This window comes from Proteus mirabilis HI4320 (assembly GCF_000069965.1).
GTDB lineage: Bacteria > Pseudomonadota > Gammaproteobacteria > Enterobacterales > Enterobacteriaceae > Proteus > Proteus mirabilis.
In genome coordinates this window covers 2,040,605-2,064,439 of sequence record NC_010554.1, presented here as the reverse complement: position 1 = coordinate 2,064,439, position 23,835 = coordinate 2,040,605, and the positions used below count along the sequence as shown (strand labels likewise).

At 37.8% G+C, this 23,835-nt stretch carries 24 protein-coding genes, 1 other RNA gene and 3 pseudogenes; 16 read left to right on the top strand and 12 right to left on the bottom strand.

What is annotated here, in order from left to right:
- Window positions 1–95: 95 nt before the first annotated feature.
- Window positions 96–791 carry a fimbrial protein gene (locus tag PMI_RS09470; protein WP_012368155.1) on the bottom strand — a complete coding sequence of 232 codons (696 nt, stop codon included), beginning with the start codon at window positions 789–791 and terminating at the stop codon, window positions 96–98.
- A 384-nt stretch (window positions 792–1,175) separates the two neighbouring features.
- Window positions 1,176–1,271: pseudogene (locus tag PMI_RS19650) on the bottom strand (hypothetical protein); the annotation flags it as partial.
- A 158-nt stretch (window positions 1,272–1,429) separates the two neighbouring features.
- On the opposite strand from PMI_RS19650, the gene PMI_RS19645 reads away from it, so the two are divergent.
- On the top strand, window positions 1,430–1,714 hold the full coding sequence (locus PMI_RS19645) for a nucleotidyltransferase domain-containing protein (protein WP_223293358.1): 285 nt from the start codon (window positions 1,430–1,432) through the stop codon (window positions 1,712–1,714).
- Entirely contained in the window at window positions 1,665–2,204 is a 540-nt protein-coding gene (locus tag PMI_RS09465) for a hypothetical protein (protein ID WP_226693030.1), read from the top strand. Before PMI_RS19645 ends, PMI_RS09465 begins: the two co-directional genes overlap by 50 nt.
- Window positions 2,205–2,233: 29 nt before the next feature.
- Here PMI_RS09465 and PMI_RS09460 read toward each other — a convergent pair whose 3' ends face one another.
- Both PMI_RS09460 and PMI_RS09455 read right to left on the bottom strand, forming a co-directional pair.
- Window positions 2,234–2,884 carry a hypothetical protein gene (locus PMI_RS09460; RefSeq protein WP_012368154.1) on the bottom strand — a complete coding sequence of 217 codons (651 nt, stop codon included), beginning with the start codon at window positions 2,882–2,884 and terminating at the stop codon, window positions 2,234–2,236.
- 15 nt (window positions 2,885–2,899) lie between these two features.
- On the bottom strand, window positions 2,900–3,670 hold the full coding sequence (locus PMI_RS09455) for a PDDEXK-like family protein (RefSeq protein WP_012368153.1): 771 nt from the start codon (window positions 3,668–3,670) through the stop codon (window positions 2,900–2,902).
- Between the two features lie 228 nt (window positions 3,671–3,898).
- Here PMI_RS09455 and PMI_RS09450 point away from each other — a divergent pair, with 228 nt between their 5' ends.
- The 8 genes and pseudogenes from PMI_RS09450 (at window position 3,899) to PMI_RS18765 (ending at window position 12,317) form a co-directional block, all read left to right on the top strand.
- Window positions 3,899–4,465: a hypothetical protein gene (locus PMI_RS09450; protein ID WP_012368152.1), complete on the top strand. Its 567-nt coding sequence runs from the start codon at window positions 3,899–3,901 to the stop codon at window positions 4,463–4,465.
- Between the two features lie 174 nt (window positions 4,466–4,639).
- A pseudogene (locus PMI_RS09445) lies at window positions 4,640–5,005 on the top strand (type I restriction-modification system subunit M N-terminal domain-containing protein); the annotation flags it as partial.
- Window positions 5,001–6,245 (top strand): annotated as a pseudogene (locus PMI_RS09440) (type I restriction enzyme endonuclease domain-containing protein); the annotation flags it as partial. The pseudogenes PMI_RS09445 and PMI_RS09440, both read left to right, overlap by 5 nt.
- A gap of 70 nt (window positions 6,246–6,315) precedes the next feature.
- Window positions 6,316–7,752 (top strand): DNA translocase FtsK, encoded by a 1,437-nt coding sequence (locus tag PMI_RS09435; RefSeq protein WP_012368151.1) that lies wholly within the window; start codon window positions 6,316–6,318, stop codon window positions 7,750–7,752.
- A 479-nt stretch (window positions 7,753–8,231) separates the two neighbouring features.
- Window positions 8,232–9,557, top strand: coding sequence for a colicin E5-related ribonuclease (locus PMI_RS19495; RefSeq protein ID WP_012368150.1), 1,326 nt, complete (start codon window positions 8,232–8,234; stop codon window positions 9,555–9,557).
- Window positions 9,554–9,889 (top strand): colicin transporter, encoded by a 336-nt coding sequence (locus PMI_RS09425; RefSeq protein WP_012368149.1) that lies wholly within the window; start codon window positions 9,554–9,556, stop codon window positions 9,887–9,889. The genes PMI_RS19495 and PMI_RS09425 overlap by 4 nt, the downstream gene beginning before the upstream one ends.
- A gap of 41 nt (window positions 9,890–9,930) precedes the next feature.
- Complete coding sequence (locus PMI_RS09420; RefSeq protein WP_050955853.1) at window positions 9,931–10,467, top strand: phage tail fiber protein; 537 nt, start codon at window positions 9,931–9,933, stop codon at window positions 10,465–10,467.
- A 155-nt stretch (window positions 10,468–10,622) separates the two neighbouring features.
- Window positions 10,623–12,317, top strand: coding sequence for a colicin-like pore-forming protein (locus tag PMI_RS18765; protein WP_012368147.1), 1,695 nt, complete (start codon window positions 10,623–10,625; stop codon window positions 12,315–12,317).
- A gap of 26 nt (window positions 12,318–12,343) precedes the next feature.
- Here the strand turns inward: PMI_RS18765 and PMI_RS09410 are convergent, their stop codons facing one another.
- The 3 genes from PMI_RS09410 to smpB all read right to left on the bottom strand — a co-directional run bounded on the left by PMI_RS09410 (window position 12,344) and on the right by smpB (window position 14,079).
- A complete protein-coding gene (locus tag PMI_RS09410; RefSeq protein ID WP_050955852.1) occupies window positions 12,344–12,679 on the bottom strand; it encodes a colicin E1 family microcin immunity protein in 336 nt (111 codons plus the stop codon).
- Window positions 12,680–13,170: 491 nt separating this feature from the next.
- Window positions 13,171–13,537: a transfer-messenger RNA gene (gene ssrA / locus PMI_RS19020) on the bottom strand.
- 59 nt (window positions 13,538–13,596) lie between these two features.
- Entirely contained in the window at window positions 13,597–14,079 is a 483-nt protein-coding gene (gene smpB, locus PMI_RS09405; RefSeq protein WP_004243915.1) for an SsrA-binding protein SmpB, read from the bottom strand.
- A gap of 156 nt (window positions 14,080–14,235) precedes the next feature.
- On the opposite strand from smpB, the gene PMI_RS09400 reads away from it, so the two are divergent.
- A complete protein-coding gene (locus PMI_RS09400; RefSeq protein ID WP_004243914.1) occupies window positions 14,236–14,670 on the top strand; it encodes a type II toxin-antitoxin system RatA family toxin in 435 nt (144 codons plus the stop codon).
- On the top strand, window positions 14,663–14,956 hold the full coding sequence (locus PMI_RS09395) for an RnfH family protein (protein ID WP_004243913.1): 294 nt from the start codon (window positions 14,663–14,665) through the stop codon (window positions 14,954–14,956). The genes PMI_RS09400 and PMI_RS09395 overlap by 8 nt, the downstream gene beginning before the upstream one ends.
- Before the next feature lie 131 nt (window positions 14,957–15,087).
- On the opposite strand, the gene bamE is transcribed toward PMI_RS09395, so the two are convergent.
- From bamE to nadK, 3 genes are all read right to left on the bottom strand, one after another.
- Window positions 15,088–15,450 (bottom strand): outer membrane protein assembly factor BamE, encoded by a 363-nt coding sequence (bamE, locus tag PMI_RS09390; RefSeq protein ID WP_004243912.1) that lies wholly within the window; start codon window positions 15,448–15,450, stop codon window positions 15,088–15,090.
- Between the two features lie 113 nt (window positions 15,451–15,563).
- Window positions 15,564–17,225, bottom strand: a complete 1,662-nt coding sequence (gene recN, locus PMI_RS09385; RefSeq protein WP_012368145.1) for a DNA repair protein RecN — start codon at window positions 17,223–17,225, stop codon at window positions 15,564–15,566.
- An 85-nt stretch (window positions 17,226–17,310) separates the two neighbouring features.
- Entirely contained in the window at window positions 17,311–18,210 is a 900-nt protein-coding gene (nadK, locus tag PMI_RS09380) for an NAD(+) kinase (RefSeq protein WP_004243910.1), read from the bottom strand.
- Between the two features lie 101 nt (window positions 18,211–18,311).
- Here nadK and grpE point away from each other — a divergent pair, with 101 nt between their 5' ends.
- Window positions 18,312–18,923 (top strand): nucleotide exchange factor GrpE, encoded by a 612-nt coding sequence (gene grpE, locus PMI_RS09375; RefSeq protein WP_012368144.1) that lies wholly within the window; start codon window positions 18,312–18,314, stop codon window positions 18,921–18,923.
- 91 nt (window positions 18,924–19,014) lie between these two features.
- Here the strand turns inward: grpE and ung are convergent, their stop codons facing one another.
- On the bottom strand, window positions 19,015–19,695 hold the full coding sequence (ung, locus tag PMI_RS09370) for a uracil-DNA glycosylase (protein ID WP_012368143.1): 681 nt from the start codon (window positions 19,693–19,695) through the stop codon (window positions 19,015–19,017).
- Between the two features lie 334 nt (window positions 19,696–20,029).
- Here ung and grcA point away from each other — a divergent pair, with 334 nt between their 5' ends.
- The gene (gene grcA / locus PMI_RS09365; RefSeq protein ID WP_004248459.1) at window positions 20,030–20,413 is read left to right on the top strand and encodes an autonomous glycyl radical cofactor GrcA; all 384 of its coding nucleotides are present in this window, start codon (window positions 20,030–20,032) and stop codon (window positions 20,411–20,413) included.
- A 149-nt stretch (window positions 20,414–20,562) separates the two neighbouring features.
- On the opposite strand, the gene srmB is transcribed toward grcA, so the two are convergent.
- Window positions 20,563–21,918 carry an ATP-dependent RNA helicase SrmB gene (gene srmB / locus PMI_RS09360; protein ID WP_004243902.1) on the bottom strand — a complete coding sequence of 452 codons (1,356 nt, stop codon included), beginning with the start codon at window positions 21,916–21,918 and terminating at the stop codon, window positions 20,563–20,565.
- A 268-nt stretch (window positions 21,919–22,186) separates the two neighbouring features.
- Between srmB and trmN the strand changes: the two genes are divergently transcribed.
- Complete coding sequence (trmN, locus tag PMI_RS09355) at window positions 22,187–22,945, top strand: tRNA(1)(Val) (adenine(37)-N(6))-methyltransferase TrmN (protein WP_012368142.1); 759 nt, start codon at window positions 22,187–22,189, stop codon at window positions 22,943–22,945.
- 300 nt (window positions 22,946–23,245) lie between these two features.
- Window positions 23,246–23,824 carry an RNA polymerase sigma factor RpoE gene (rpoE, locus tag PMI_RS09350; protein ID WP_004243899.1) on the top strand — a complete coding sequence of 193 codons (579 nt, stop codon included), beginning with the start codon at window positions 23,246–23,248 and terminating at the stop codon, window positions 23,822–23,824.
- Window positions 23,825–23,835 lie beyond the last annotated feature (11 nt).

Sequence of the window (23,835 nt, the reverse complement as noted above, 5' to 3'; positions counted from 1 at the left end):
ACATTAATAGCGCGCCAAGCACTGTTAAACTTTTAACGTAAAGATAATCACAATATAAAAGTTAATGATATTGTGATTATCAGTTATTTTAAAAATTAGACACCAAAGTTAAAAGTGAGAACAGCTTCACCCATAAAATCTAAGCCATTAGATAAATCTATTCCTTTTTTATTTAATGCATCTTTGGATAAAAGAAAAGAAGGAATTTTATATACATCTTTAAAAACTGCTTGGAAAACTTCACCTGGAATTAGTGCCAGAGATTCTTTACTAACATTGCCTTTTTGTTGTTCTGATGTCCAACCATTGGTTGCGCCTTTGTATAGAACGTTATAGTAATTTGTCTCTGTGATAGTAACATCATTTGCTCGTGAAATGTACGCTGGTTTACTATCAACAGTCACATCCTCCCACAAAAAAGAGGCTGCTCCAACTGCGGTTTCAGGATTTTCTTTATCAACTAAATGAAACTGTGCTAGCGTATTATTAGCTAATTCCGCACTGTCATAAGTGTCAGATGCAACAAAGGTTAAATATGTTTTAGCATCACATTCAATCGTAACTGTATTTTGGACTATACCGTTAGGATATTCGTAGTTTTTCGATTGAGGGATAAGCGTTGGGCTTATGACTCGGTAATCAAAAATCATATCACTTTGTGTCGCCCCATTAATAGTACAAGTTGGTGGCTTAATATCACCATTGATTTTTAAGTTAGCTACAGGAGCTTTAGCCAATACCGGCGTTGATATTACACTCAGCATAGCAAGACTGAGTAATACTTTTTTCATATCATTATTCCTTTATTCTTTTTTAGAGGATAAATAACAAAACAATATTATATAATACACCTTTTGTTTATTTATTTAATGATATCTGAATATATTTTTAATATATCCAATTTAGACTCTCTTAAACTGAGTTTATTTTAATATCTAATATTATCTAAAAAAGATAATTTAAAATGGAGTTTTAATTTTAACTTTAATTTTTATTTTTAATAGATATGTAATGTTTATATTTAATGGTTGAAATTTATAATGCGATACTCTTATTTAGAGTGTTTTGTATTTCAATATAAAAACGATAAGATAATAAACGCATTAAAACGCTTTAGTATTTAGGATACGTTTTATACTCTGGAATTAGGTTAGCTAAATCAAGCTTATTAGTCTTCTCAAACCAGTTGCCACGTTCTTTGAGGATCCAGTGATATAAATGGTGCGTTCAAGTGCATAAAACCCAATAGTCGGCGGAAGTCTGCGGATCAGATAGCAGGTGTGTTAGCCATTATGCTGATTTATGGTTTTCGTGAAAAATGCTACTGTAAGAGAGGAGTGGATATTAAGGCATAATAGTTTGGATACAACAATTTCAGGTTCAAAATGCCTGTTATCAGGAAAAATAACATTAGCAAACAGGAGAAAAGATGGCCGTCGATCATAATGATTTTATTTCCCAGCCAAGACGCGCGGAAATTCAACCTGAATTCTCACATATAATTGAATGTGTTGTGACAAATCTAACACGTTACTTTCCTAAGCTTATACACAGTCTATACGTATACGGAAGTGTAGCTGAAGGCCGGGCAGAAGTAGGTAAGTCTGATCTGGATATGACAGTTATTTTCAAATATGAACCTGATCAGACTATTAAAGAGCAATTTGCAACTGTTCAGTCTGTTCTTGAAAAAAAACAATCCCGTTATCAGTAAAATTGATTTTGATTGTGGTCTGTTAGAACAGGTTCTCGATCCAGATAATGTACTCAGTTGGGGATACTGGATTAAACATCATTGTCACTGCGTTTATGGCGAGGACTTAAGCCATCACTTTCAAGCTTTCAAACCTTCAAAAGCTATTGCAGTGGCCGTGAATGGTGACTTTATGGAGGTTTTGGACAAACTAGTCATTCAAATAAAAGCATCTTCTAATGAAAATAAAAAGTTACAGCTTCGGCGCTCGGCTGCACGAAAGCTTATCAGAGCAACCAACATCCTTCGTAGTGAACAAGATAATGACTGGCCGGACTCTCTCCATGAGTACCGCGCCAAATTTAATTCACGGTATCCTGCATTAGCGGAAGATATGGATTACCTATTAGAAATTAGTATTAAACCTCGAGAGAGCATAGCAGACTTTGAAAAACGGGCTATGGCATTTGCCCGCTGGCTTAGCTGCGAATTTAATAACCAAAAAGCCTAACCATACTAAATGATAATCATCATCGAAGCTTATTCACTCACTTCAATGGCATCTCGGAACATATTATCCAATGTGTTAGTTGATTCGAATAGTATCTCAAGGGCATTTCTAAGCGGAGAAAAAATCTCATGCTCTACTGGGAATTCACCATTGAGCGCCCAACAATCAGCAAGTAATTTTGAATCAATTATGATAGGAATAAAATAGTTACCTTTTACCTGATCTTTTAAGCCTATTTTTATTAATTTTTCTTTGTCTTCTTTATGTTTTTCAGACATTGAATTGTTATAACTAGCCAGTTTTCTGGCTCCTCCAAAATGCGCGGCATTCAATTGAAATTCGAAACCAAAATTCCCTTGCTCAATGCCCTGACCAGTCAGAACGGCTAAGGTATAGTCGAGTTCTTCATCAACAGTTGTACTAGTTGCAAAATAATATTTACAGTTATCATCTTCAATAAGCCAATTTTTCGGTGCGAGCCAGCAATACCCTTTGTTTTCATAATCAGCATCACCTGCCCAATTATTATTTTTGATAAATCGGTCAATACACTTATCAAAACTTTTCCAAAAAGCAGGTTCTATATGTTGGTCAAAATAAACAACCGCCTCGTTAAACATTTTCAGTTGTGAGAGAAGTTGTACACCCGCTTGGCGTTCTGTTTCACTGAGTTTATTCATATCTATTCCTTTGAATTAAAATTGACGAATTCGATTAAGAAAGCAAAATACGGCATGTGCTGCTATTTGGCGTGATGGAGAGTAGTTATCAGCAGAAATGAATTCGTTATAGTGCGATTGCAAGGGATCTTCCAAACTACTGGCGAGTTGGCGCCATGATAAACATGGCACATATTCAGATTTAAAGTCTTTACCACGGGTCTGTGATTCTTTTCCTTGTGGTGTTAAAAAGACAACAGCCCATGGCCGTGACATGGAACGCTGTTTGGCATCCTTACAGTATCGGGCTATTTGTTCTGGCTGTTCATTAGCATCAATTTTTACTTCAATAAATAGAAGAAAATTATCAGCATCGATTTCTATATCAACACGATTGGTGCAATCGCCAGTTGGATTGGTTTCAACTTGCACTCGACAATAGTGATGATAATCTTTTGGAATATCATTTTTGTTGTGCCGTATTATCTGTAACAGTGTTTGCAATGGTAATCTACCAAAACCATGAGTCCCCTTAGGATCAAGAAGCCAAGCAAGGATGGCTGTATTGCGAACTTCTTTACGTTCAAGGCCTGCTACTTCCCATGGATCAAACGATAAAGCACGATGCTGTACTAATTTAAGGGGAGCAGACAGTTGGTTGAGAAACTGAGTTAATTCTGCTGTATTGATATCAATTTTGGTGTGCTTTTTTTCTCTAGACCAATCGATATTTTTAGGCCATTGTTTAAAAAAATCTGGAAGCCAATTTGCCAAAGATGAATTGCGATGTTCCGTTAAGTTATCCATTCGGAATATTTCCTGTTGATGACCTATATATTTCAGTGTAATGAACGCTAAGGTTAATACTTCTGCTTACTTCTACAATCGATTATGCCAGTAAATAGATAGCTGGTTTGGAGTATGGGTAACAAATTTAATTAAGTACCCTAGTCAACACGATATTGCTATACAAGAATATAAGTAACTATAATCAGCCGGGTTGTCATTAATTTAGGGAAATAAATTAAGGTTTTTATGGAATACCAATTCAAATCATATAGTAAAGGCAGCAAGAAAAAATCATTACCTTCTTACATCTTTGTTATCCTGTACTGCTCTTGGTTAGCTTATCTATTTTTGTCGCTTTATTTAGGCGATAACATTGTATTATTTGAATGGTTTCCTAAATGGACGATTATTATTATTTTTGCTATTTTCACAGGGATTATTGGGGGAATATGGCACCCTTTTTTTCGCCCATCAAAGTATGTTATCAGTGATTATTGGGGGGCTTTTCTTGGCCTTATGATAATTATTCCAACTTTTAATGTGCTTGCTTATTTATCATTAGACCAAACAATTCACTACCAAACACAATATCATATCGTCTCGCCAGGGCCTGAACGTCTTAAAGCCCCTCAATGTGAATATGGTATACGGATAAAAGAAATTTATACAGGGGAATGGGTTTTTTGGTGTATTAGAGATCCAAAATCGAAAACCAAGGAAAATACGGGAACCGTATGGGTTACAGCAAAAACAGGGCCTATTGGTGCAGATATTGTTGATTATCAGTTTTACTCTCCTAACGCTCAGCAATAAATATTGGGTATCTAGGTTGATATAATTTAGCTTTTACCACCCAAACCAACCTGATTTTATGAGATAATCTTAACCAAACCTATTTTGTATATATTATCGGCAGTTAGCGTAAAAATAACCGAAGCTAACTTAGCGCTTGCCGATAATAACTGATAAAAAAGAGAATCTATCGACATGGCTAAATCACCCGCGAAGAAAACAACCAAAGGCTTTGAAGAAACCCTTTGGGATACTGCTAATCAACTGCGAGGCAGTGTTGAATCTTCTGAGTATAAGCATGTGGTACTCAGTTTGGTGTTCCTGAAATTTATCAGTGATAAATTCGAAGCCAAACGCAGCCAATTAATCAAAAATGGTCAGGAAGCTTTTGTTGATATGGATGTTTTCTATCAACAAGATAACGTTTTCTTTTTACCACAAGTATCCCGTTGGTCTTATGTCCAAGAGCGTGCGAAACAAGATGATATCGCGGTGATTATTGATACTGCATTATCCACTATCGAAAAAAGCAACGCATCCTTAACGGGCGCATTACCCGAAATCCAACTTTAAAATCGCCATTGTGGTGGATATGTGGCTGACGGGCTTTGATGTGCCTGAGCTAGATACCATCTATATCGACAAGCCGCTACAAAAGCATAACCTTATTCAAACCATTTCTCGAGTGAATCGTCGTTTTGAGGGGAAAGAGAAGGGGCTGGTTGTTGACTATATCGGGATTAAAAGCCGTATGAATATGGCGCTGGCGATGTATTCTAAAGCCGATAAGTCTAACTTTGAAGATGTTCAGCAATCCATTGTAGAAGTCCGTAATCACCTCAATTTGCTTTCACAGGTATTTCATCAATTCGATAGTCGCGATTACTTTTCAGGCTCGCCAACACGGCAATTAGACTGCCTTAATCGGGCGGCTGAGTTTGTCCTGCAAACCAAGAAAGTTGAACTGCGCTTTATGGGCTTAGTAAAGCGGTTGAAAGCCGCTTATGATATTTGCGTGGGCAGTGAAGATATCACCCAAGATGAACGTGAACATATCCATTTTTATTTGGCTGTACGCTCTATAGTCTATAAATTAACCAAAGGTGATGCCCCAGATACGGCGCAGATGAATCAAAAAGTACGTGAGATGATAGCGGAAGCCCTTAAAGCCGAAGGCGTGGAAGAGATCTTCACTTTAGGGGACGAAAAAGCTGAAAATATCGATATTTTTGATGATGAATACATGGCTCGTATCAATAAAATCAAGTTGCCGAATACTAAAATGCAACTGTTGCAAAAGATGCTCCAAAAGGCCATTAGTGATTTCCAAAAGGTCAATCAGCTGCAAGGGATTAATTTCTCTAAGCGTTTCCAAGCATTGGTTGAGCAGTATAACCAACGCAAAGAAAATGATGTGCTCAATGGCGAAGAGTTCGACGATTTCACTGCACAAATGGCGGATATGATTTATGACATCAAGGCAGAAATGATGTCATTTGAGGATATCGGCATCGATATGGAGGAGAAAGCCTTTCTCGATATTTTGCAGCATATGTGCCAGAAATACGATTTTACCTACGATGACGACAAAATGCTGGCACTTGCTAAGGACATGAAACTTATTGTCGATGACAGCACACAATACCCTGACTGGAGCAACCGGGAAGATATCAAAGCGAAGCTGAAAGTTGACTTGATTTTGTTATTACATCGTTATGGTTTTCCGCCAGTGGCCAATGATGAAGTATATAAAAGTGTGCTGGAACAAGCCGAGAACTTTAAGAAATATCAATTGGGGTGATTGGTAATCGCTGAAATATCGAAGGTGACTCTAATTTACTGAATTAACCCCCCCTAGATGGGAGAAATTGATGGCACAACCGTTTATTCATACCTCTGAGCTTTGCTGGTCATCTCAAGAATTGGATTTAATGGCTCAAGCGATCGAGTCTTGCTTTTTGCAATACCAAATTAGAGGTGAGGTTGTCGGTTATGATGAAGGCGCAACATTTACCCTCTTTAGAATCGAATTGGGTAGAGGGATAAAAGTCTCTCAAGTGATAGCGTTAGTGCCAGAATTGTGTCGTTCCCTGAGCGTCGTTGATATAAAAGTTATTGATTTTATTGCGGGTACACCTTATATCGGATTGCGCGTGACTAACACATATCGTCGAGCGGTGCCTTTTATTGAATGCTTTAATCAATGGAACGAAAACAATGGGTTATCTTCCCTTTCTGTCATGTTAGGAGAAGATATTATAGGAGAACCAATAGGCTGGGATTTGGCTCAAATGCCACATTTACTTATTACAGGTGTAACGCGCTCAGGTAAGTCAATGTTAATGCATTCCTTGGTAATGAGCATTTTATACAGAAACCCACCGGATAAAGTTCGCTTTGTGATGTTTGATACAAGCCAGCTTGAACTCAGTTTATACAACGATATACCCCACTTATTGTTTCCTGTTGCCTCTGATTCTATTGAATCAATAAAGCCATTATCGTTTTTAGTCTCTGAATTGCAACGCCGTCAAAAATTATTTAGTGCGTTAAATCAGCGCAATTTGAGTGGTTACAATAAGGTAATATCAAATGCAAAAGAGTTAGGTAAGCCTATACCTGATCCTTTTGGGCGCTCTAATAAAAATTATAGTGAGCATCCTTATTTAGACAGTGAGCCTGAAATTGTTGTTTGTGTTGATGATTATGTTCAACTCATTGGCGAGTATAAACAAATAGGAGAGATGTTAGTTCTATTGAGTCAGCAAGGTTATGCGGTTGGCATTCATCTAATACTAACGACTCGTAGCCCTGTATCCACCAGTATCGGTTCACAGCTTCGAATTAATATCGCTACACGTATTGCTCTTTCTGTATCGTCTAGGGCTGATTCTAATTTAATTCTTGGACAGTATGGCGCTGAGTCACTATTTGGTTTGGGTGACATGTTATTTGTATCACCGAGTTTCTCTGGGCCTATAAGAATTCAAGGTGCTTATGTGAGTGATTCAGATATTAGGGATGCGGTCGATTATTGTAAACGATGGGGAAGCGTGAGTTATCTTAATCTTTATGATGATGTCCAGAATACAAATATGTCAGCTGAAGAGCTTGACCCATTATTTGCTCAAGTAGTTGAATTTACGGTAGGAAAACAGTGGGTTTCTATTTCAGGTATTCAGAGACAATTTCGAATCGGTTATAACAGAGCAGCAAGGATTATAGAGCAGTTAGAATTACAGGGTATCGTTAGTGAACAAAATTGTAATGGCAATCGAGAGGTATTAGCTCCACGGTTTGATAGCTAGTAATGACTATATCTGTATTGATTCGTCAACCAATCTCTGATCTTGTTCTAAATTTCTCGGCTTTATTAACTAGTATTCTATTTTTAATATCCTATTGACTCACTCTGCTAATGTATTTTGATAACAGTCATAACTATCTCTCATAGAACATTGAATATTATGTTTTTTATGAATTTCCTGATATTCCGACGAACAATATTGTATCCGTTGATTAGGAAGAAGAACGCAGACAAAAAGAAGAAGAAGAAAATTAGGACCCAATAAGATACCAAAATTGATAATGGGTTGATTATATTTATTTTGCTCAAGGGAAAATTAAATGATAATAATAATCATTCCTAATGCGGCCTAAATAAATGGGTTGCCTGAGGGTATTTACGCTACATGCACTGTTTTTATACACAGTGTAAATCATACTTAGCTTGTCGAGCATTTAATATACTCTATCTTTATCCAGATAAATGAATAAGGAAATTTTTATGGATGAAAAAAGGCTACCCATTATCAAGTCATTGGATTTGATGAAAAGAAATATTTGTCCTGTCTGTGGCAAAATGGACTGCCAATTTTTGACTAAAGATAAGCATTGCAAAGAGATGATGGATCTCTATCATTCAGGGGAGTACGCTAAAGCGCATAAAATCTTTATGCAACGTTATGCTCAATTTATTGGCATGCAGAGATTTGCATTAAAGAAAGCGATTGATACTTTTGATTCGATTACACATTTCACTCAGGGTAATTATATCAATAAACCAATCCCCTCAGAGTTAAATTTGGCTATCACCTCCGCACAATCGACGCTTATTCCAGGAAAAACGCTTAATAAAGCGACACTCGCGCCTGTTGCTGTTTTTACGCCTACGTTAACCACTGCTAGTACAACAACAGCAATAGAAACGTTAGGAGCGATTTTAGGTCGGGCACTGGGTTTAGGGGCAGGGCTGATGTTGTACTCACCTCCGGTGGGTGAAGGCAGTGATCGCTACCCAGCCATGATTTATGATGAATACCCTAAAAATAGAGAAACCGCATTAACGAGGGAAGGTAGGGTATTAAATATTCCGAAAGAAACTCAGTTAAGAGAAATAGCGAAACAAAAAGGCATGATAAATACGTCTGCCGTTATTGTTGAAAAGGGGGTGAACGGAGCAAAGCAAATTGAACTAGTGAAAACGGAGACCCCAGTTAAAACACGCGTGGTAGAAGCGAGAAAAACGGCCGAGAAAGGTGTTTTTGCCTATACGTTACCAAATGAAAAACAAGAAAGAAAGGTTCAAATAGGCAATGCGACGATTTTAAAAGGTATCGCCCCACCTCAACCGAAAAGGCATAGGTATCTACCTGGTAAGGTGTATGATATTTCAAGATTTAATGAATTGCCGTTAGAAGCACCTACTTTTTTCAGCGAAAATGAAAAAAGACAGTCGATATTGCGAGAGCCCGTGATTTTGATTTTTCCGTGGGAATTAGGGATAAAACCGATCTATTTGTCGACAGGGAAAAAAGACAATTCTTCGGAAATTAAAATTGAAGGAAAAATTCAAGACCAGATGGGAGGACGTGGTTGGAGTGAAAAAGATATCCAAGATGTTATTGCTAAAGGTGCTAAAGGAAAATCTGTTGATCAGCGTAGACCTAAAAATACGGATGATGGTTTAGGTCGTAATGATCCAGCCACAGTGTATGGTGAGCCAGGAAAATATGTGGTGGTGAATGATCGCACCGGAGAAGTAGCACAGATTAGTAATAAAAATGATCCTAGATGGATTGATGACTCACGAATTCAATGGGAGAAACAATGATGGAAAAAAAATTATTTGATTACAACGTATTATATAACAATGGTGAAGAATTCTTTAAATTAAAAGGCAACGCCTGCATGTACTTATCACCAAAAGCTGCAATTGAAGTGTGTCAGGAGGCAACAAAGCGTAATCTGTGGATTTCAGGTATCGATGGTGGTCACTGGCTGAATCCTGGATTCCGTCCAGATGGAAGTGCATCTTGGTCAGGCAAAACTAAATTATTTAATGAGAACAAAATATCAGAAAATAATCAGTTGGCCATTGAAAATATTCAGGAAGATGCTGCAGCCGGATATACAGCATTCATTGTCACGTTAAGAATGCCTTAATTTTTTAAGGGATGAAATAAAACGATACCCGTTACTTGCGGATGAGTGGCGGGTACTCATTCACAATAGCTCCGCAAGGGTTTATTAAGAAAGCCTCCCCAATAATTAATATCAATTCTGATGGTTCATTCATCACTAACGACGAATCAGAAGGTGCTACGGTTACTCGAGTAGCTCAAGGTGAATATTTCATCGAAGGTGTTTTAGGCTTTAACTCAGATGCAGGTTGGGGCGGTGTCGATGGTGGTATTGAAATTCCACTTGATGTTAATAAACAGCCGTTGATATGGGTAGACTCTGAAGTTATGGAGGACGGTTCTATCCTCGTGAGAACGTATCATCGAACTCACCCTAACGCACCTAAATTCGCCCGTAATGATATTGATGGTTACAAAGACGGCGACCCAATAGATATCCCTGATGGTCGTTTTATTTCCGTTCGTGTACAGATGCCTGAGCAATCCATCTATAACGTGAGAATGCGTGAGATGGAGGAAGCGCAGAAAGCGGAAGAAGAATGCAGACAAAAAGAAGAAGAAAATCAGGATATCAATAGCGCACCAGAAATTGATAATTGATTGATTATATTTATTTGGCTCAAGGAAGAGCTAAAGAATAATGATAATTATTCCGAATATAGCCGAAACAAACAGGTTGTCTGACGATATTTTCTCTGTATATACTGTATTTACACACAGGGTTTGTGTGCTATCAAACATAAAAAGGAGTTTATATGCTTATTACAAGAGCTAACGTTGATCAATACCCATCGCTCCCAGATGATATTATTCGTGATATAAAACAAAATGGCTTAATTTATGATACGGAAGGAGGGGCTGATGAAGATGGTGGTTGGATCACTGAAGGGGGAGTGGTCAGTGTAGATAATGGGGTGGAACGTTTAATTGTGACGCCAGCTACATCAAATAACTTACCTTGGTCAAAAATACCCACTCTTGCTGATAGTGATAAAGATGAATATCCATTTCCTAATATGGGTAATGGCGGATCATCACCTTTTAATCCAAATACTAAATTTAAAGTGAATAAACCGCAAATACCCGTTATTATTTCTAGCAATAATAATAAACTAACTAACAGCTCAAATAAGGAAGAATTAGTTACAAATAAAGGTGTGATGCATTTCAATGGCGTTGTTATTGAGCAACTAGAGACATTTAAAAAGAAATATTTTCTTACAAAGGATGCTATTAATTTAATTCAAGATAAATTAATAGAGTCTGTTATTAGTTTATACAGCAAAGAAAACCGTATTGATGATAATAAGGTGAACTCAGTAAAATTTATGGAGTTTAGTGAATTTGATAATAATTCATTTAATGAGTTTGACCTTATGTCTACCATTCCTGCAGAAAACTTAATTAATAATCCTGATTTGATGTCTGGAAAACTTAATGAAATTGCAAAAAACAATGGAACAATTAATGTTAATGCAAGAATGGCTATAATTAAAGAAAACAATAAAGCGAATGCCGCGTTAGTTGGAACTGATGGTGTATTGGTGACAAAAGAAGTTCCTGTATATAAAGTTAATTACGCTGCTAATAGCTATCATGTAGATATAAAGAATTTAGGAATAGAATATTTACTTAGGCCCACTAGTTCCCCTAGCGGCCTTGGTTTACAAGGAAATATTATTCAAAAACATTCAAATGAAAATAAAAAATTCTCATATCCAGAAAAAATAGAATTACCTAATAAGGTAGAAAACAAAAGGATAGATGTACCATATCCGCATCAATTTAATGATGCAATCATTGTGTTTCCTAAAAATTCAAATTTACCCCCTTTATATGTTTATTCAGGCTTTCCTGCAATTAAACTGAAGGATAAAGATCCTCGTCCTCAGCAGGAAAAAGAGTTTAATGACATCAAAGATGGTGTGAAATTTACAATTTCATTTTATGAGAAAGTAACTCAAGAATTTGGTAAAAAGGCGGCTCAATTATCTAGAGAATTAGCAGAACAAGCAAAAGGAAAAACAATCAGAAGTGTAGAGGATGCATTGCGTACATATGAAAAATATGGGCAGAATATTAATAATAAAATTAATGCCAAAGATAGAGCTGCTATTATAAAAGCATTAGAATCTATTGATGCAAAACAGTTAGCTTCAAACTTAGGTAAATTTAGTAAAGGGCTTGGATATACCAATCACGCGATTAATGCCGTGGAATTACTTGTTGAATTTAAAAAAGCGGTTAAAACAGGAAATTGGCGTCCATTTTTTGTTAAAGCCACTGCAATTACTGCTGGTATGGCAGCAGTGGCATTGACAGCCTTTGCCTTTAGTTTAATTGTCGGTGGGCCTGTTGGAATTTTAGGGTATGCCCTCATCATTGCAACAGTTAGTGCCTTGATTGACGATGCTTTGGTTGAAAAAGTCAGCAGTGCGATAGGTATTTAATATGTAGGCTAATAGGATAATCGATTTTAATTGGTTATCCTATTTTTTGTGAAATATAGAGCTAGATATATCATGCTAAATGGAATTGAAAATATAAAACAAAATAAGTGGTATAGAGCTACTCCACCATGTTTAGCTGGTGTATTTATAAATAATCCAGTATTCCAGAATTTTTTTGTTGTATATTTTAATGTGAATTTTTCGATAAGCATCTTGGAGAAAGGAAAAAAAATTGCACTAGGTATGCTTAAAGTTAGCATTAATACGCTTTCAATAGTGTGATCGTTATAATTAAGATAAATCATCACCAACATCATAAAATAGCCCCAGAACATATTATGAATATAATATTTTTTAGTCATATTCAGCTCCTAATGAATAATTAGTCCTATTTTATAGGATACCCATATTAATGGTAATAATTCTTATTTTCAATGCGTTTGAAAGTTTTAATTCTAGATAATTTCACTTGCTGTGCTGAGTCATTCTCATTTGTGCAATCCCTTATTGTGGGTTACATCTATCCTACAATAAGGAACCAATAAGACATACAAATAAAAGGGGTTATCATCTTAACGTGTTAAGCAAGAGGATTAGGTGATATGCATATTATTTCGTATTTAATGAATTAATATTGCTCAGAAATTCTTTCTAACGAAGGGATTGAATGAAATATTTTATTACATATTGTTACAAATAGAAAACCCCAAGGAGTTGCCCTTGGGGCTCTTTATTCAAATGTACGTGCATTTCGCGTGCACTTTCAAGTCCTTTTGTTGTCAGTGTATAGTCTTAATGATTTCGCTAACTTCTTGTTTTTGAAACCGTTGTCCTATCACTGATCCACCAAATTTGGTGGAGCTGGCGGGAGTTGAACCCGCGTCCGAAATTTCTACATCCGCGGCACTACATGCTTAGTCTAGTCTTTAAATTCACTTACTTGCTGCGGACAGACACGCCACAAATAAGCTAGCTTGATTAAATTTAACGCTTCAACCCCAAGCTAGGCATCCACGCGATCTCTTTTGGGTTTGACTCCTCTTTATCCCCGTCTTAAGAGCGGAAGCTAGGGAGAGAAGGCTCTAGGCAGGTTATTAAGCTGCTAGTGCTTTATATTGATTGTCGTTTGCGACTATCTTTTTGCGGCTTTTTACGAGGCCAACCGCCCCTCGGCATGCACCTTGGGTTTCGCAAATCCCGTCGAATCCAGAATCAGCCCCAAGTTGTTGAAAGTGAGTATATCAGAAAAATACCTGCTATTGCTAGTAGTTAACGCAATTTAGCGGTTAGCATTTTTCATGATCCGTGCTTTGTCTAATTTCCACTCACGATCTTTTATGGTGTCACGCTTATCGTGATCTTTTTTACCTTTAGCTACGCCAATTTTGATTTTACACCATGCATTTTTCCAATATAAGGAAAGGGCAACCACGGTGTAACCATCACGGTTTATTTGGCCATAGAGATTAGCTAATTCACGTTGTTTTAATAACAGTTTACGCGTACGTGTCGGATCACAAACAACATGAGTAGAGGCAACGTTTAACGGTGTAATGGTGGCACCAAACAGGTACGCCTCACCATCACGCATGATTACATAGCTATCACTGATATTGGCTTTACCCGCACGCAGTGATTTAACTTCCCAGCCCTGTAACGACAGTCCCGCTTCGATTTCATCTTCAATGAAATATTCATGGCGAGCACGTTTATTGAGTGCAATAGTGGCAGAGCCGGGTTTGTGTGATTTTTTCTTTGTCATAATTTCCACATTATACTGTATGAGCAATAGAAAGAAATCATTTAAGCGTCTGTTTTCTTTTCAATTGCGTAAAACTTAAGCTATATTCCATTAGATTTTTATTTAATCACTGTTCAATGATATGATCGCACACAGTGTTGTCGTACAGGAATAACTATGCCTCAGATTAGTCGATCTGCTCTAGTTCCTTTTAGTGCAGAGCAAATGTTTAAACTAGTGAATGATGTTCTTACTTATCCTGATTTTCTACCAGGATGCGTTGGAAGTAAACTGATCAAAAGCACTCCAGAAGAAATGATTGCATCTGTTCAGGTTTCTAAAGCAGGGATCAGTAAAACATTTACTACCCATAATTTTTTAAAAACCAATGAACGTGTTGATATGCGTCTTGTGGATGGCCCTTTTCGTAAACTAACCGGAGGCTGGGTATTTACCGCATTAGATGATAATGCATGTAAGGTTGAGTTTCAGCTAGACTTTGAGTTCACCAATAAATTAATTGAGTTAGCTTTTGGCCGTATTTTTAAAGACTTAACAAATAATATGGTGCAGGCGTTTACTCAAAGAGCGAAAGAGATTTATCGTGACTAAAATATGGGTTGAGGTAGCCTACGCGTTACCAGATAAACAATATGTTATCCCTGTGGAGCTAACACTGGGGGATACTGTTGAACAAGCAATTATTGCCTCAAATATTTTAACGATTTGTAATGATATCGATTTAACTAAAAATAAAGTGGGTATCTATAGTCGGCCAGCAAAATTGAGTGATAATGTGCGTGATGGCGATCGCGTTGAAATCTATCGACCGTTAATCGCTGATCCTAAAGAGATGCGCCGTAAACGCGCTGAAAAAGCACGCCAAAAAACTGAATAGTTAACATTTTCACCACGTCATAATCAAATCATTGTATCTCATTGATTGCGTCGATATGTTGGTTATAAAACACACCCCATTGTTGAATTACAAATGGGGTGCAGTTCGTTTTTGCCAATCGTATAGTGAGATTAGTCTTTACTGGTTTGATTAGAAAAACTCGGCATATCACCTTGTTTATCAATCTTAGTCAGTATGCCATTATTATCAAATGTTAGTGTCAGAGTTTCTTGACGCACTTTTTGATGGCCTGGCTGTTCACGGAAAACATAATACCAAGTTTGAGTTCCGAAAGGATCTTTCAGCATAGGTGTTCCGAGGGCAAATTGAACTTGCTGCTGTGTCATTCCTTGTTGAACTTTGGCGACTTCGGCTGGTGTTAAATAATTACCCTGATTGATATCTGGGTGATAAACCAGTCTTTCGAACATCGAGCAACCTGAAGTCATTACGACTAAAGATAAGGCGGCAACTTTTAACAGTTTAAAACGCATGGCTATTACATTCCTTTTAGGGTCATAGTGACGATGATAATCGACAATGCAGCAATTGAAAACCTTTCACGCTCTGCCTAAGACCCTAAATATCGATAAAAGTTTGTTAATCGTTAGGCTGCCAGCAGATCTTTTGCGTTAGCAAGGGTGTTTTTAGTCACTTCACTTCCTGCTAATAAGCGGGCTAACTCCTGTAAACGCTCTTTTTTAGTTAACAGCTTCATGGTGGTTTCTGTCTCTTCACCATTAGTCTCTTTATTAACAAAATAGTGTTGATGACCACAACCTGCTACTTGCGGTAGGTGAGTAACACACATAACTTGTGTCGATTCGCCTAATTCACGCAATAATTTACCGACAATAGCTGCTGTTGGTCCACTAATACCAACATCCACTTCATCAAAAATCAGCGCGGGTGTATCCATTTTTTTTGCGGTGATCACTTGGATAGCAAGAGCGATACGTGATAGCTCACCGCCAGATGCAACTTTAGAGAGAGCTTGATGAGGTTGCCCCGGGTTGGTGGTGACATTGAACTCAACTTTTGTCGCACCATCAATTTGTAAGACATTTTCATCAAACAATGTATCTACAGTTAAATAGCCATGAGGCATTGATAATTGATGCATGCTATTGGTAATCAACTGGCTTAATTCGTGTGCATACTGTTGACGAATTTGATGAAGTTGTTTTGCCACGTCCAATGCAGCTGCATGATCAATTTTAACTTGTTCCATTAATGCATCACAGTCATCATTTTGGCGTAATAGTGCCTCTTTTTCTTCAATTAATTGTTGATGCAATTCATATAGCTCTTCAGGGGTGACACGATGTTTACGAGATAGACTAATATATTTGGAAATATGTTTTTCTAATTCGAATAAACGGTTAGGATCCATTTCTAAACGATCACTGTAGTGGCGTAGTTCATCACTCACTTCGCTAATTTGAATACTTGCTTCTTCCAGCATATCTAACAGTGAATTAAATTGGCTCTCCATTGTGGAAAGTTCGCTGATCTCATGTTTGGCCACATTCAGCATACTTAAAATATTTTGTTCTTCGTTATCACTTAAGATCTGTAAACTATTTTGGCTCAAGGTCAGAAATTGACCACAATTAGATAACCTTTTATATTCTTGATCTAATTCAGGGTATTCCCCCGCGACAGGTTGGAACTCGTTAAGCTCTTTTAAGTGATAATCAATCAGTTGTTGCCTTGCTTCTCTTTCTAAAGATTGTTGTTGAAAAGTCGCTAAGGTTTGGCAACTCTGATGCCAGGTTTGATAAGCCGCTTTCATCTTTTTTAATAAAGCAGGTTCATTAGCATAGATATCAAGTAAATGTTTTTGGTAGCGAGGCTCTAACAGTTGTTGATGAGCATGTTGCCCATGAATTTGGATCAGCAATGAGCCAAGCTCTCTTAGTTGAGACAAAGGGACAGAAGTACCATTAATAAAACCACGAGAGCGGCCATCTGCTGCAATGGTTCTTCTTAATAGGCATTCGTTATGATCGTCAAGATGATGTTCTTCTAACCAACGCTGGGCGGAAGGGGTATCAGAGAGTGAAAATCGTGCGCATAAATCCGCTCTAGTGGCACCAGGGCGAACCATATTAGCATCACCACGGTTTCCTAAACACAAGCCTAATGCGTCAATCGCAATAGATTTACCTGCGCCCGTTTCACCGGTAATTGTGGTCATGCCACCAGAAAAGTCGATTTCAAGTTCACGGACTATGGCAAAATGACTAATAGTTAATTGAGTCAGCATAGTGCCTCTCCTGTATAAAAACATATCTGTAATTACATACAGTATAAACTGGTTTTTTATACAGTAAAGTAGCGAGGCACAAAAATCAGAACATTTTTTTTGACCAACCTAATTTTGAGCTGAGTGTATTAAAATAGTTGTAGTCAGTTGGGTGGACTAAGTTAAGTTTTTGTCGACTCCGCTTAATAATTACCTCATCCCCTTCTTTGATAGGTAATACAAGCTGACTATCACAACTGACTTCATAATCAATATTGGTTTGTGAGAATTTTAAGCGAATTTGACTGTCGCTACTAATGACTAAAGGGCGTGAAGAGAGCGTATGGGGAAACATCGGAACCAGCGCAATCGCATCAAGATTAGGTGTAAGAATAGGGCCACCTGCAGAGAGTGAATACGCCGTCGATCCGGTTGGTGTGGTAATAATTAGACCATCAGAACGTTGTGAAAATGCAAAACGATCATCAATATAGACTTCAAACTCAATCATATGCGCCACTTTGCCGGGGTGAAGTACGACTTCATTAATGGCGGTGCCAATCCGTGTTCTTTGTCCTTCAGCACAGACGCGAGCTTCAAGTAAGAAGCGTTTTTCTTCACGATAATGGCCTGCTAATACATTAGTTAATTGTTGTAATGCGTTATCAGGATCAAGATCGGTCAGAAAACCTAAGTTACCGCGGTTTACACCAATCACTTTGATATTATAGCGCGATAAAACACGGGCGGCGCCTAGCATATTGCCATCACCCCCAACAACAATAACCAGATCAGCGAGTTTGCCGACTTGTGTTAAATCGCCCGTTTGTGCATCGGTGAGCTTTAATTCTTCAGCAACTTGGGTATCGATAATGACGTCATATCCTTTATCAAGGAGCCAATAATAGAGCATTTCATGTGTCGAAAGTGCTTCAGGATGGCGGGGATGACCGACGATGCCAATGCATTTAAATTGTTTTTCTTCCGTTACGGTATTATCTGGCATTTTTTTTACCCTCGTTTAGCGCCTATTCCTTGAAACCCGTTTATTGATCCCCATAATAAACTAAATATGAAGATGAATACTAAAACTACGCGGAGATATTCATGAGTAGTAAAGAACAAAACGTACATGAAGAGCAAGTCTCAAAAGAAAAAGAAGGAATGGAATCGGTAATGAATGAATCTCAAGAGCAAGTGAAAAGCGAAGACGCTCAGGCGGAGTTTGATGCACAAGCTGAGTTAGTTCAAGCGCTTGCACGCGTTGATGAGCTGGAAAAACAGTTGCAGCAATCACAAAAAACGGAACGTGAAGCGATGATCCGTGCTCAAGCCGAAATTGAGAATATTCGCCGTCGTACTCAACAGGATGTTGAAAAAGCACATAAATTTGCGCTTGAGAAATTTTCTAATGAGCTACTACCTGTATTGGATAATTTAGAGCGTGCTTTATCTGCCGCTGATCATGAAAATGAACAAATGCAACCGATGATTGAAGGTTTAGAGTTAACCCTGAAATCATTCTTAGATGCGGTGCGTAAGTTTGGTATTGAAGTCGTTGAAGAAAAAAATGTCGCCTTCAATCCTGAAGTACACCAAGCGATGACATTAATTGATAGCCCTGAGCATGAAGCAAACCATGTCGTTGATGTGATGCAAAAAGGCTATACCTTAAATGGTCGTCTATTACGTCCAGCAATGGTAGTGGTATCGAAATAAGAGCCATAATTCTTATATCAATGCGCCAATAAGTCAGAGCGTGGGATAAGTAAACCGCACTTTTGTGCGGTTTTGTGTTTTTATCACTAGCTTATTCAATAGGATCAAGTTGCCAATTAATGGGCGTGCGTCCTTGTTGCGCTAATAGATTATTGGTTTGTTTAAAATGCCCACAGCCTAAAAAACCACGATGTGCAGAGAGTGGTGAAGGGTGAGGGGCTTTTAAGATAAAGTGTTTATTAGTATCAATAAAACGACCTTTTTTCTGAGCATGAGCGCCCCAAAGTAGGAAAATAACGCCTTCACGACGTTGATTAATTTGTTCGATAACCGCGTCAGTAAAAACTTCCCAACCATAGTTAGCATGAGAGTGAGCTTGGCCTTTCTCTACTGTAAGAACGGTATTAAGTAGTAATACCCCTTGTTGAGCCCAGCTCTCAAGATAACCATGATTAGGTCGTTTGAAGTCAGGGTATTCTTGTTCAAGCTCTTTATACATATTAACTAATGAAGGGGGAGCCGGAACGCCGGGACGTACAGAAAAGGAAAGCCCATGGGCTTGATTGGGGCCGTGGTAAGGATCTTGACCTAAAATCACAACATTAACATTTTCAAAGGGAGTGAAGCGAAAAGCGTTAAATACATCTTCTTGTGGAGGATAAATTATTTTGCCTGCTTGTCTTTGTTGTGCGACTTGAGACAAAATTTGCTGAAAATAGGGTTTTTCTTTTTCAGCACCTATTACATCATGCCAAGTTAATGGTGTAGTCATAACATAAAATCCTTGTTGATATCTTATGGGGCTAAGCTTACCGATTTCACCCATGGAAAGAAAATGTTCCGTCTCGAAAAAATCGAATTAATTGTTATTTAAAAAAATTTTTGAAAATTTACAAAAAAAATTGCAATTATATGGGTTGTAATTATTGATTTAAAACAAGACTTTGCACCATTACCCGTTATGTCCTTATCAATTTTATTGATATTTATCAAAGAATGACGCCATTTATACTGGTATATAAGTAAACAGAAACATTGGTTAGACCAAATACCCAAATTCTGATATGCCATTAGAATTTGATTTTGTGCCCACATTGGAGGTCGAAATGATTACTGGTATCCAAATTACTAAAGCTGATAACGACGATTTATTACATTCTTTTTGGTTGTTAGATGATGAAAACGGCGAAGCACGTTGTATTTGTGCGAAAAAAGGCTTTGAAGAAGGCCAAGTTGTTAGCCGTGATGCATTAGGCAACATCGAATACCGTGAAGTACCGGTAGAATCTAAACCGGTAGTACGTGTAGAAGGTGGTCAACATCTAAACGTCAACGTATTAAGTCGTGAAACATTAGAAGATGCCGTTAACAATCCTGAGAAATATCCTCAATTGACTATTCGTGTATCCGGCTATGCAGTGCGTTTTAACTCACTGACACCAGAACAACAACGTGATGTAATTACTCGTACTTTCACTGAAAGCCTGTAATTTTCACTAAAAATTATTAAGTAATGATAGAACCTGGTATGTTTATATCAGGTTTTTTGTTTATCAATAAAGAAGATAAGATAAAAAACCGTCGCTATTAAATAACGACGGTTTATTATTATGGTTCAAAGTAACGTAAAAAAGACAGATTATTGTTGCTCTGTTTTTATATGATTAGTTTTTTCCGCAGTGATGGTGGTTTTATCAGTAGCGGTTTTACGGCGTTTACCAATATTTTTACGATCGCGTGCGCGTACTTTCTCTTTAACGTTTTTTTTCTCTTCTACTTTTTTCGCTTTGCGTTTTGCTAATACTTTTTTAGAAGGCTTAAATGATGCTTTTTGACTAGGGGCTTTAGTTACTGGACGTAATTGGGCTACAACACGATATTTAATCGGCTCTTGGATATAACGGCTAATTTTACCAAGTAGCGGATAATCGTGTGCTTCAACTAATGAAATGGCAGTCCCTTTACGACCCGCTCGACCTGTACGGCCAATACGGTGTAAATAAACATCAGCGGTGCGCGGTAAGTCAAAGTTAAAGACGTGGGTGATATCTTCTAAATCAAGACCTCGAGACGCCACATCTGTCGCGATCAGCACATGCATTTTGCCAGACTCTACACGTTTAATCGCTTCGTTACGTTGTGTTTGAGCCATTTCGCCTTCAAGGTAGCTGGCTTTGATACCTTGTTTTTCTAATGCTGCGGCTAACTCTCTGACTCGCTCTCTTTTACGTACAAAAACAATCGATTTTTTAACTTCTTCTTGTTTGAGTAAATGTGCAAGTAAGGCAGTTTTATGGTCAAGATTATCTGCATGATAGTAAAATTGTTGAATTTTTTTACGCTCACGACGAGAAGGGTCGGCATTCAGTTCAACCGGTTCATTAAGAATTCGCTGTGCAAAATCAATCACAGCATTACCTTCTAATGTGGCTGAAAAGAGTAATGTTTGTTTACGCCAACGAGTTTCCCCTGCAATAGTTTCAATATCGTTAGCAAAACCCATATCTAACATACGATCAGCTTCATCGAGGATCAGCATTTCAACAGCACGACAGTCAAAGTTCTCTTCTTTGATGTACTGCAATAAGCGACCTGTTGTAGCAACAACAATATCTTGGTTCTCACTAAAAACTTCTGCGTGATTCATATAAGCAACACCGCCGGTGATAGTGGCGATGTCTAGATGGGTATGAGCGCATAATTCTTTTGCTTGATCAGCGACTTGCATAGCAAGTTCACGGGTAGGGGTTAAGATCAGAACACGAGGTGGCCCTGATTTTTTTCGTGGATAATCAAGTAAATGTTGAATAGCAGGAAGTAAGAATGCCGCTGTTTTCCCTGTACCCGTTGGTGCAGAGCCTAATATATCACGTCCTTCCATTGCGGCAGGGATAGCTTCTGCTTGGATAGCAGTAGGACGTTGATATCCTTTTTCTTCTAATGCGGTCAATAAACTTTCATCAAGTTCAAGACTGGAAAATGTCGTGGCTGTCATTGTATACCTCTATTTAGGGCGCGGATTTTGACATTATCCTCTGTTAAAAGCCAGAGGATTTACCGCTATCACATTATATATCATCGATTGTTTCAGCTATGTGTTGTTTTTTAGGCTTAAAGTCAATAAGCAAGCATCGAATATAAAGCGTTTAATGTTAAGATAGAGGTAGCAAAAAAGTTATCTTACCATATATCGCTTTTTCTATTATATGGATTGCGTTCATTCTAAGAATAGAAAGAGTTATACAAATCATTAGAGCGATTCAATGAAGCAAAAGAAAGTAAAGAAAGCAGGTTTACGCAAAGGCGGGTTTACATTTAAACAATTTTTTGTCGCTCATGATAAGTGTGAAATGAAAGTGGGTACTGATGGCGTTTTATTAGGTGCTTGGGCGCCTATCACTAAAGCAAAAACGGTGCTTGATATTGGTACGGGAAGTGGATTAATTGCCTTGATGTTAGCGCAACGTGCCCCGCAGGTTGAGCGTATTGATGGTATTGAACTTGATGAAGATGCCGCATTACAGGCGAGTGAAAATGCGCAACAATCACAGTGGAGTTCGTTAATCCATATTTATCATCATGATATTTATCAATATGCGCAACAAGCGCCAACTCGCTATGATCTTATTGTGAGTAATCCACCCTATTTTGAGCCAGCGGTTGCATGCCGTAACCAAGAGCGCGAGCAAGCCCGTTATACGAAAACGTTGACCCATGAAGGTTTGCTTGACAGTGCACAACAACTTATTACAGATGAAGGCCTATTTTGTGTGGTGTTACCCTATTTAATCGGTGAACAGTTTATTGAAATCTCACAAAGAAAAGGGTGGAATGTCGTACAGCGAGTTAATATTAAAGATAGTGCAGATAAGCCTTACCATCGCATATTGCTAGCCTTTCAAAGACAGTATCAAGGCGAAACTAAACCATGTAATATTGAAGAGCTGATTATCCGCAATAATGACGGTCATTACACAACCCAGTTCCAATCTTGGGTCACAGATTTTTATTTATATTATTAAAGACTAATGTTGCCGTTAATATTACATTGTTTAAGATTGTATATATTGTTGTAAATAAAGGTATATATTTAAATTATCACATTGTGTTATCGCTTTTTTCTTGGCAAATTGCAGATTGGTTGGTGATTACAACGACAGTTTTTTGTGATTCATCTCTTATTATTATAATTGAATTGAACTTCATTCTATTTTAATGCTCTAACGTAAGTAGCTCATAAAAACGAGAAGGAATAACGAGAGTAATATGACGGAGTCATTGAAAAATAGTTTGAGGCTTGACTTCGGGAGAGTCCATCTCTAATGAGCGAGCAGTTAACGGACCAAATGTTGGTCGAGAAGGTACAACTGGGTGACCAGAAAGCGTTTAACTTGCTAGTTATCCGCTATCAGCACAAGGTAGCAAGTCTGATTTCCCGTTATGTACCTCAGGGTGATGTGCCAGATGTTGCACAAGAAGCCTTTATAAAAGCCTATCGAGCTATTGGATCATTCCGTGGTGATAGCGCATTTTATACGTGGCTTTATCGCATCGCTGTGAATACAGCTAAAAATTATCTGGTAGCACAAGGGCGGCGTCCGCCTTCAAATGACTTAGATGCAAGTGATGTTGAAAATTTTGAAACATCAAACGCATTAAAAGAAATTTCGAACCCTGAGAATTTAATGTTGTCTGAAGAGTTACGGAGAGTAGTTTTTCAAACCATAGAGTCGTTACCCGAAGATTTAAGGGTTGCTATTACACTTCGGGAACTTGACGGCTTAAGCTATGAAGAGATAGCCGTTATTATGGATTGCCCTGTAGGTACAGTTCGTTCACGTATTTTTAGGGCGCGAGAAGCTATTGATAATAAGGTTCAACCATTAATACAAGAGTTATAAGATGGCTGAAC

What these genes read in the sequence shown, in the direction of transcription:
- trmN (WP_012368142.1), top strand. Translation starts at nt 22,187, where the DNA reads ATGAAGCAAAAGAAAGTAAAGAAAGCAGGTTTACGCAAAGGCGGGTTT.
- PMI_RS19645 (WP_223293358.1), top strand. Translation starts at nt 1,430, where the DNA reads ATGGCCGTCGATCATAATGATTTTATTTCCCAGCCAAGACGCGCGGAA.
- recN (WP_012368145.1), bottom strand. Translation starts at nt 17,225, where the DNA reads ATGCTGACTCAATTAACTATTAGTCATTTTGCCATAGTCCGTGAACTT.
- grpE (WP_012368144.1), top strand. Translation starts at nt 18,312, where the DNA reads ATGAGTAGTAAAGAACAAAACGTACATGAAGAGCAAGTCTCAAAAGAA.
- ung (WP_012368143.1), bottom strand. Translation starts at nt 19,695, where the DNA reads ATGACTACACCATTAACTTGGCATGATGTAATAGGTGCTGAAAAAGAA.
- PMI_RS09470 (WP_012368155.1), bottom strand. Translation starts at nt 791, where the DNA reads ATGAAAAAAGTATTACTCAGTCTTGCTATGCTGAGTGTAATATCAACG.
- PMI_RS09400 (WP_004243914.1), top strand. Translation starts at nt 14,236, where the DNA reads ATGCCTCAGATTAGTCGATCTGCTCTAGTTCCTTTTAGTGCAGAGCAA.
- PMI_RS09420 (WP_050955853.1), top strand. Translation starts at nt 9,931, where the DNA reads ATGAGTGGCGGGTACTCATTCACAATAGCTCCGCAAGGGTTTATTAAG.
- grcA (WP_004248459.1), top strand. Translation starts at nt 20,030, where the DNA reads ATGATTACTGGTATCCAAATTACTAAAGCTGATAACGACGATTTATTA.
- PMI_RS09455 (WP_012368153.1), bottom strand. Translation starts at nt 3,670, where the DNA reads ATGGATAACTTAACGGAACATCGCAATTCATCTTTGGCAAATTGGCTT.
- PMI_RS09435 (WP_012368151.1), top strand. Translation starts at nt 6,316, where the DNA reads ATGGCACAACCGTTTATTCATACCTCTGAGCTTTGCTGGTCATCTCAA.
- PMI_RS09460 (WP_012368154.1), bottom strand. Translation starts at nt 2,884, where the DNA reads ATGAATAAACTCAGTGAAACAGAACGCCAAGCGGGTGTACAACTTCTC.
- PMI_RS19495 (WP_012368150.1), top strand. Translation starts at nt 8,232, where the DNA reads ATGGATGAAAAAAGGCTACCCATTATCAAGTCATTGGATTTGATGAAA.
- smpB (WP_004243915.1), bottom strand. Translation starts at nt 14,079, where the DNA reads ATGACAAAGAAAAAATCACACAAACCCGGCTCTGCCACTATTGCACTC.
- PMI_RS18765 (WP_012368147.1), top strand. Translation starts at nt 10,623, where the DNA reads ATGCTTATTACAAGAGCTAACGTTGATCAATACCCATCGCTCCCAGAT.
- rpoE (WP_004243899.1), top strand. Translation starts at nt 23,246, where the DNA reads ATGAGCGAGCAGTTAACGGACCAAATGTTGGTCGAGAAGGTACAACTG.
- srmB (WP_004243902.1), bottom strand. Translation starts at nt 21,918, where the DNA reads ATGACAGCCACGACATTTTCCAGTCTTGAACTTGATGAAAGTTTATTG.
- nadK (WP_004243910.1), bottom strand. Translation starts at nt 18,210, where the DNA reads ATGCCAGATAATACCGTAACGGAAGAAAAACAATTTAAATGCATTGGC.
- PMI_RS09425 (WP_012368149.1), top strand. Translation starts at nt 9,554, where the DNA reads ATGATGGAAAAAAAATTATTTGATTACAACGTATTATATAACAATGGT.
- bamE (WP_004243912.1), bottom strand. Translation starts at nt 15,450, where the DNA reads ATGCGTTTTAAACTGTTAAAAGTTGCCGCCTTATCTTTAGTCGTAATG.
- PMI_RS09410 (WP_050955852.1), bottom strand. Translation starts at nt 12,679, where the DNA reads ATGACTAAAAAATATTATATTCATAATATGTTCTGGGGCTATTTTATG.
- PMI_RS09450 (WP_012368152.1), top strand. Translation starts at nt 3,899, where the DNA reads ATGGAATACCAATTCAAATCATATAGTAAAGGCAGCAAGAAAAAATCA.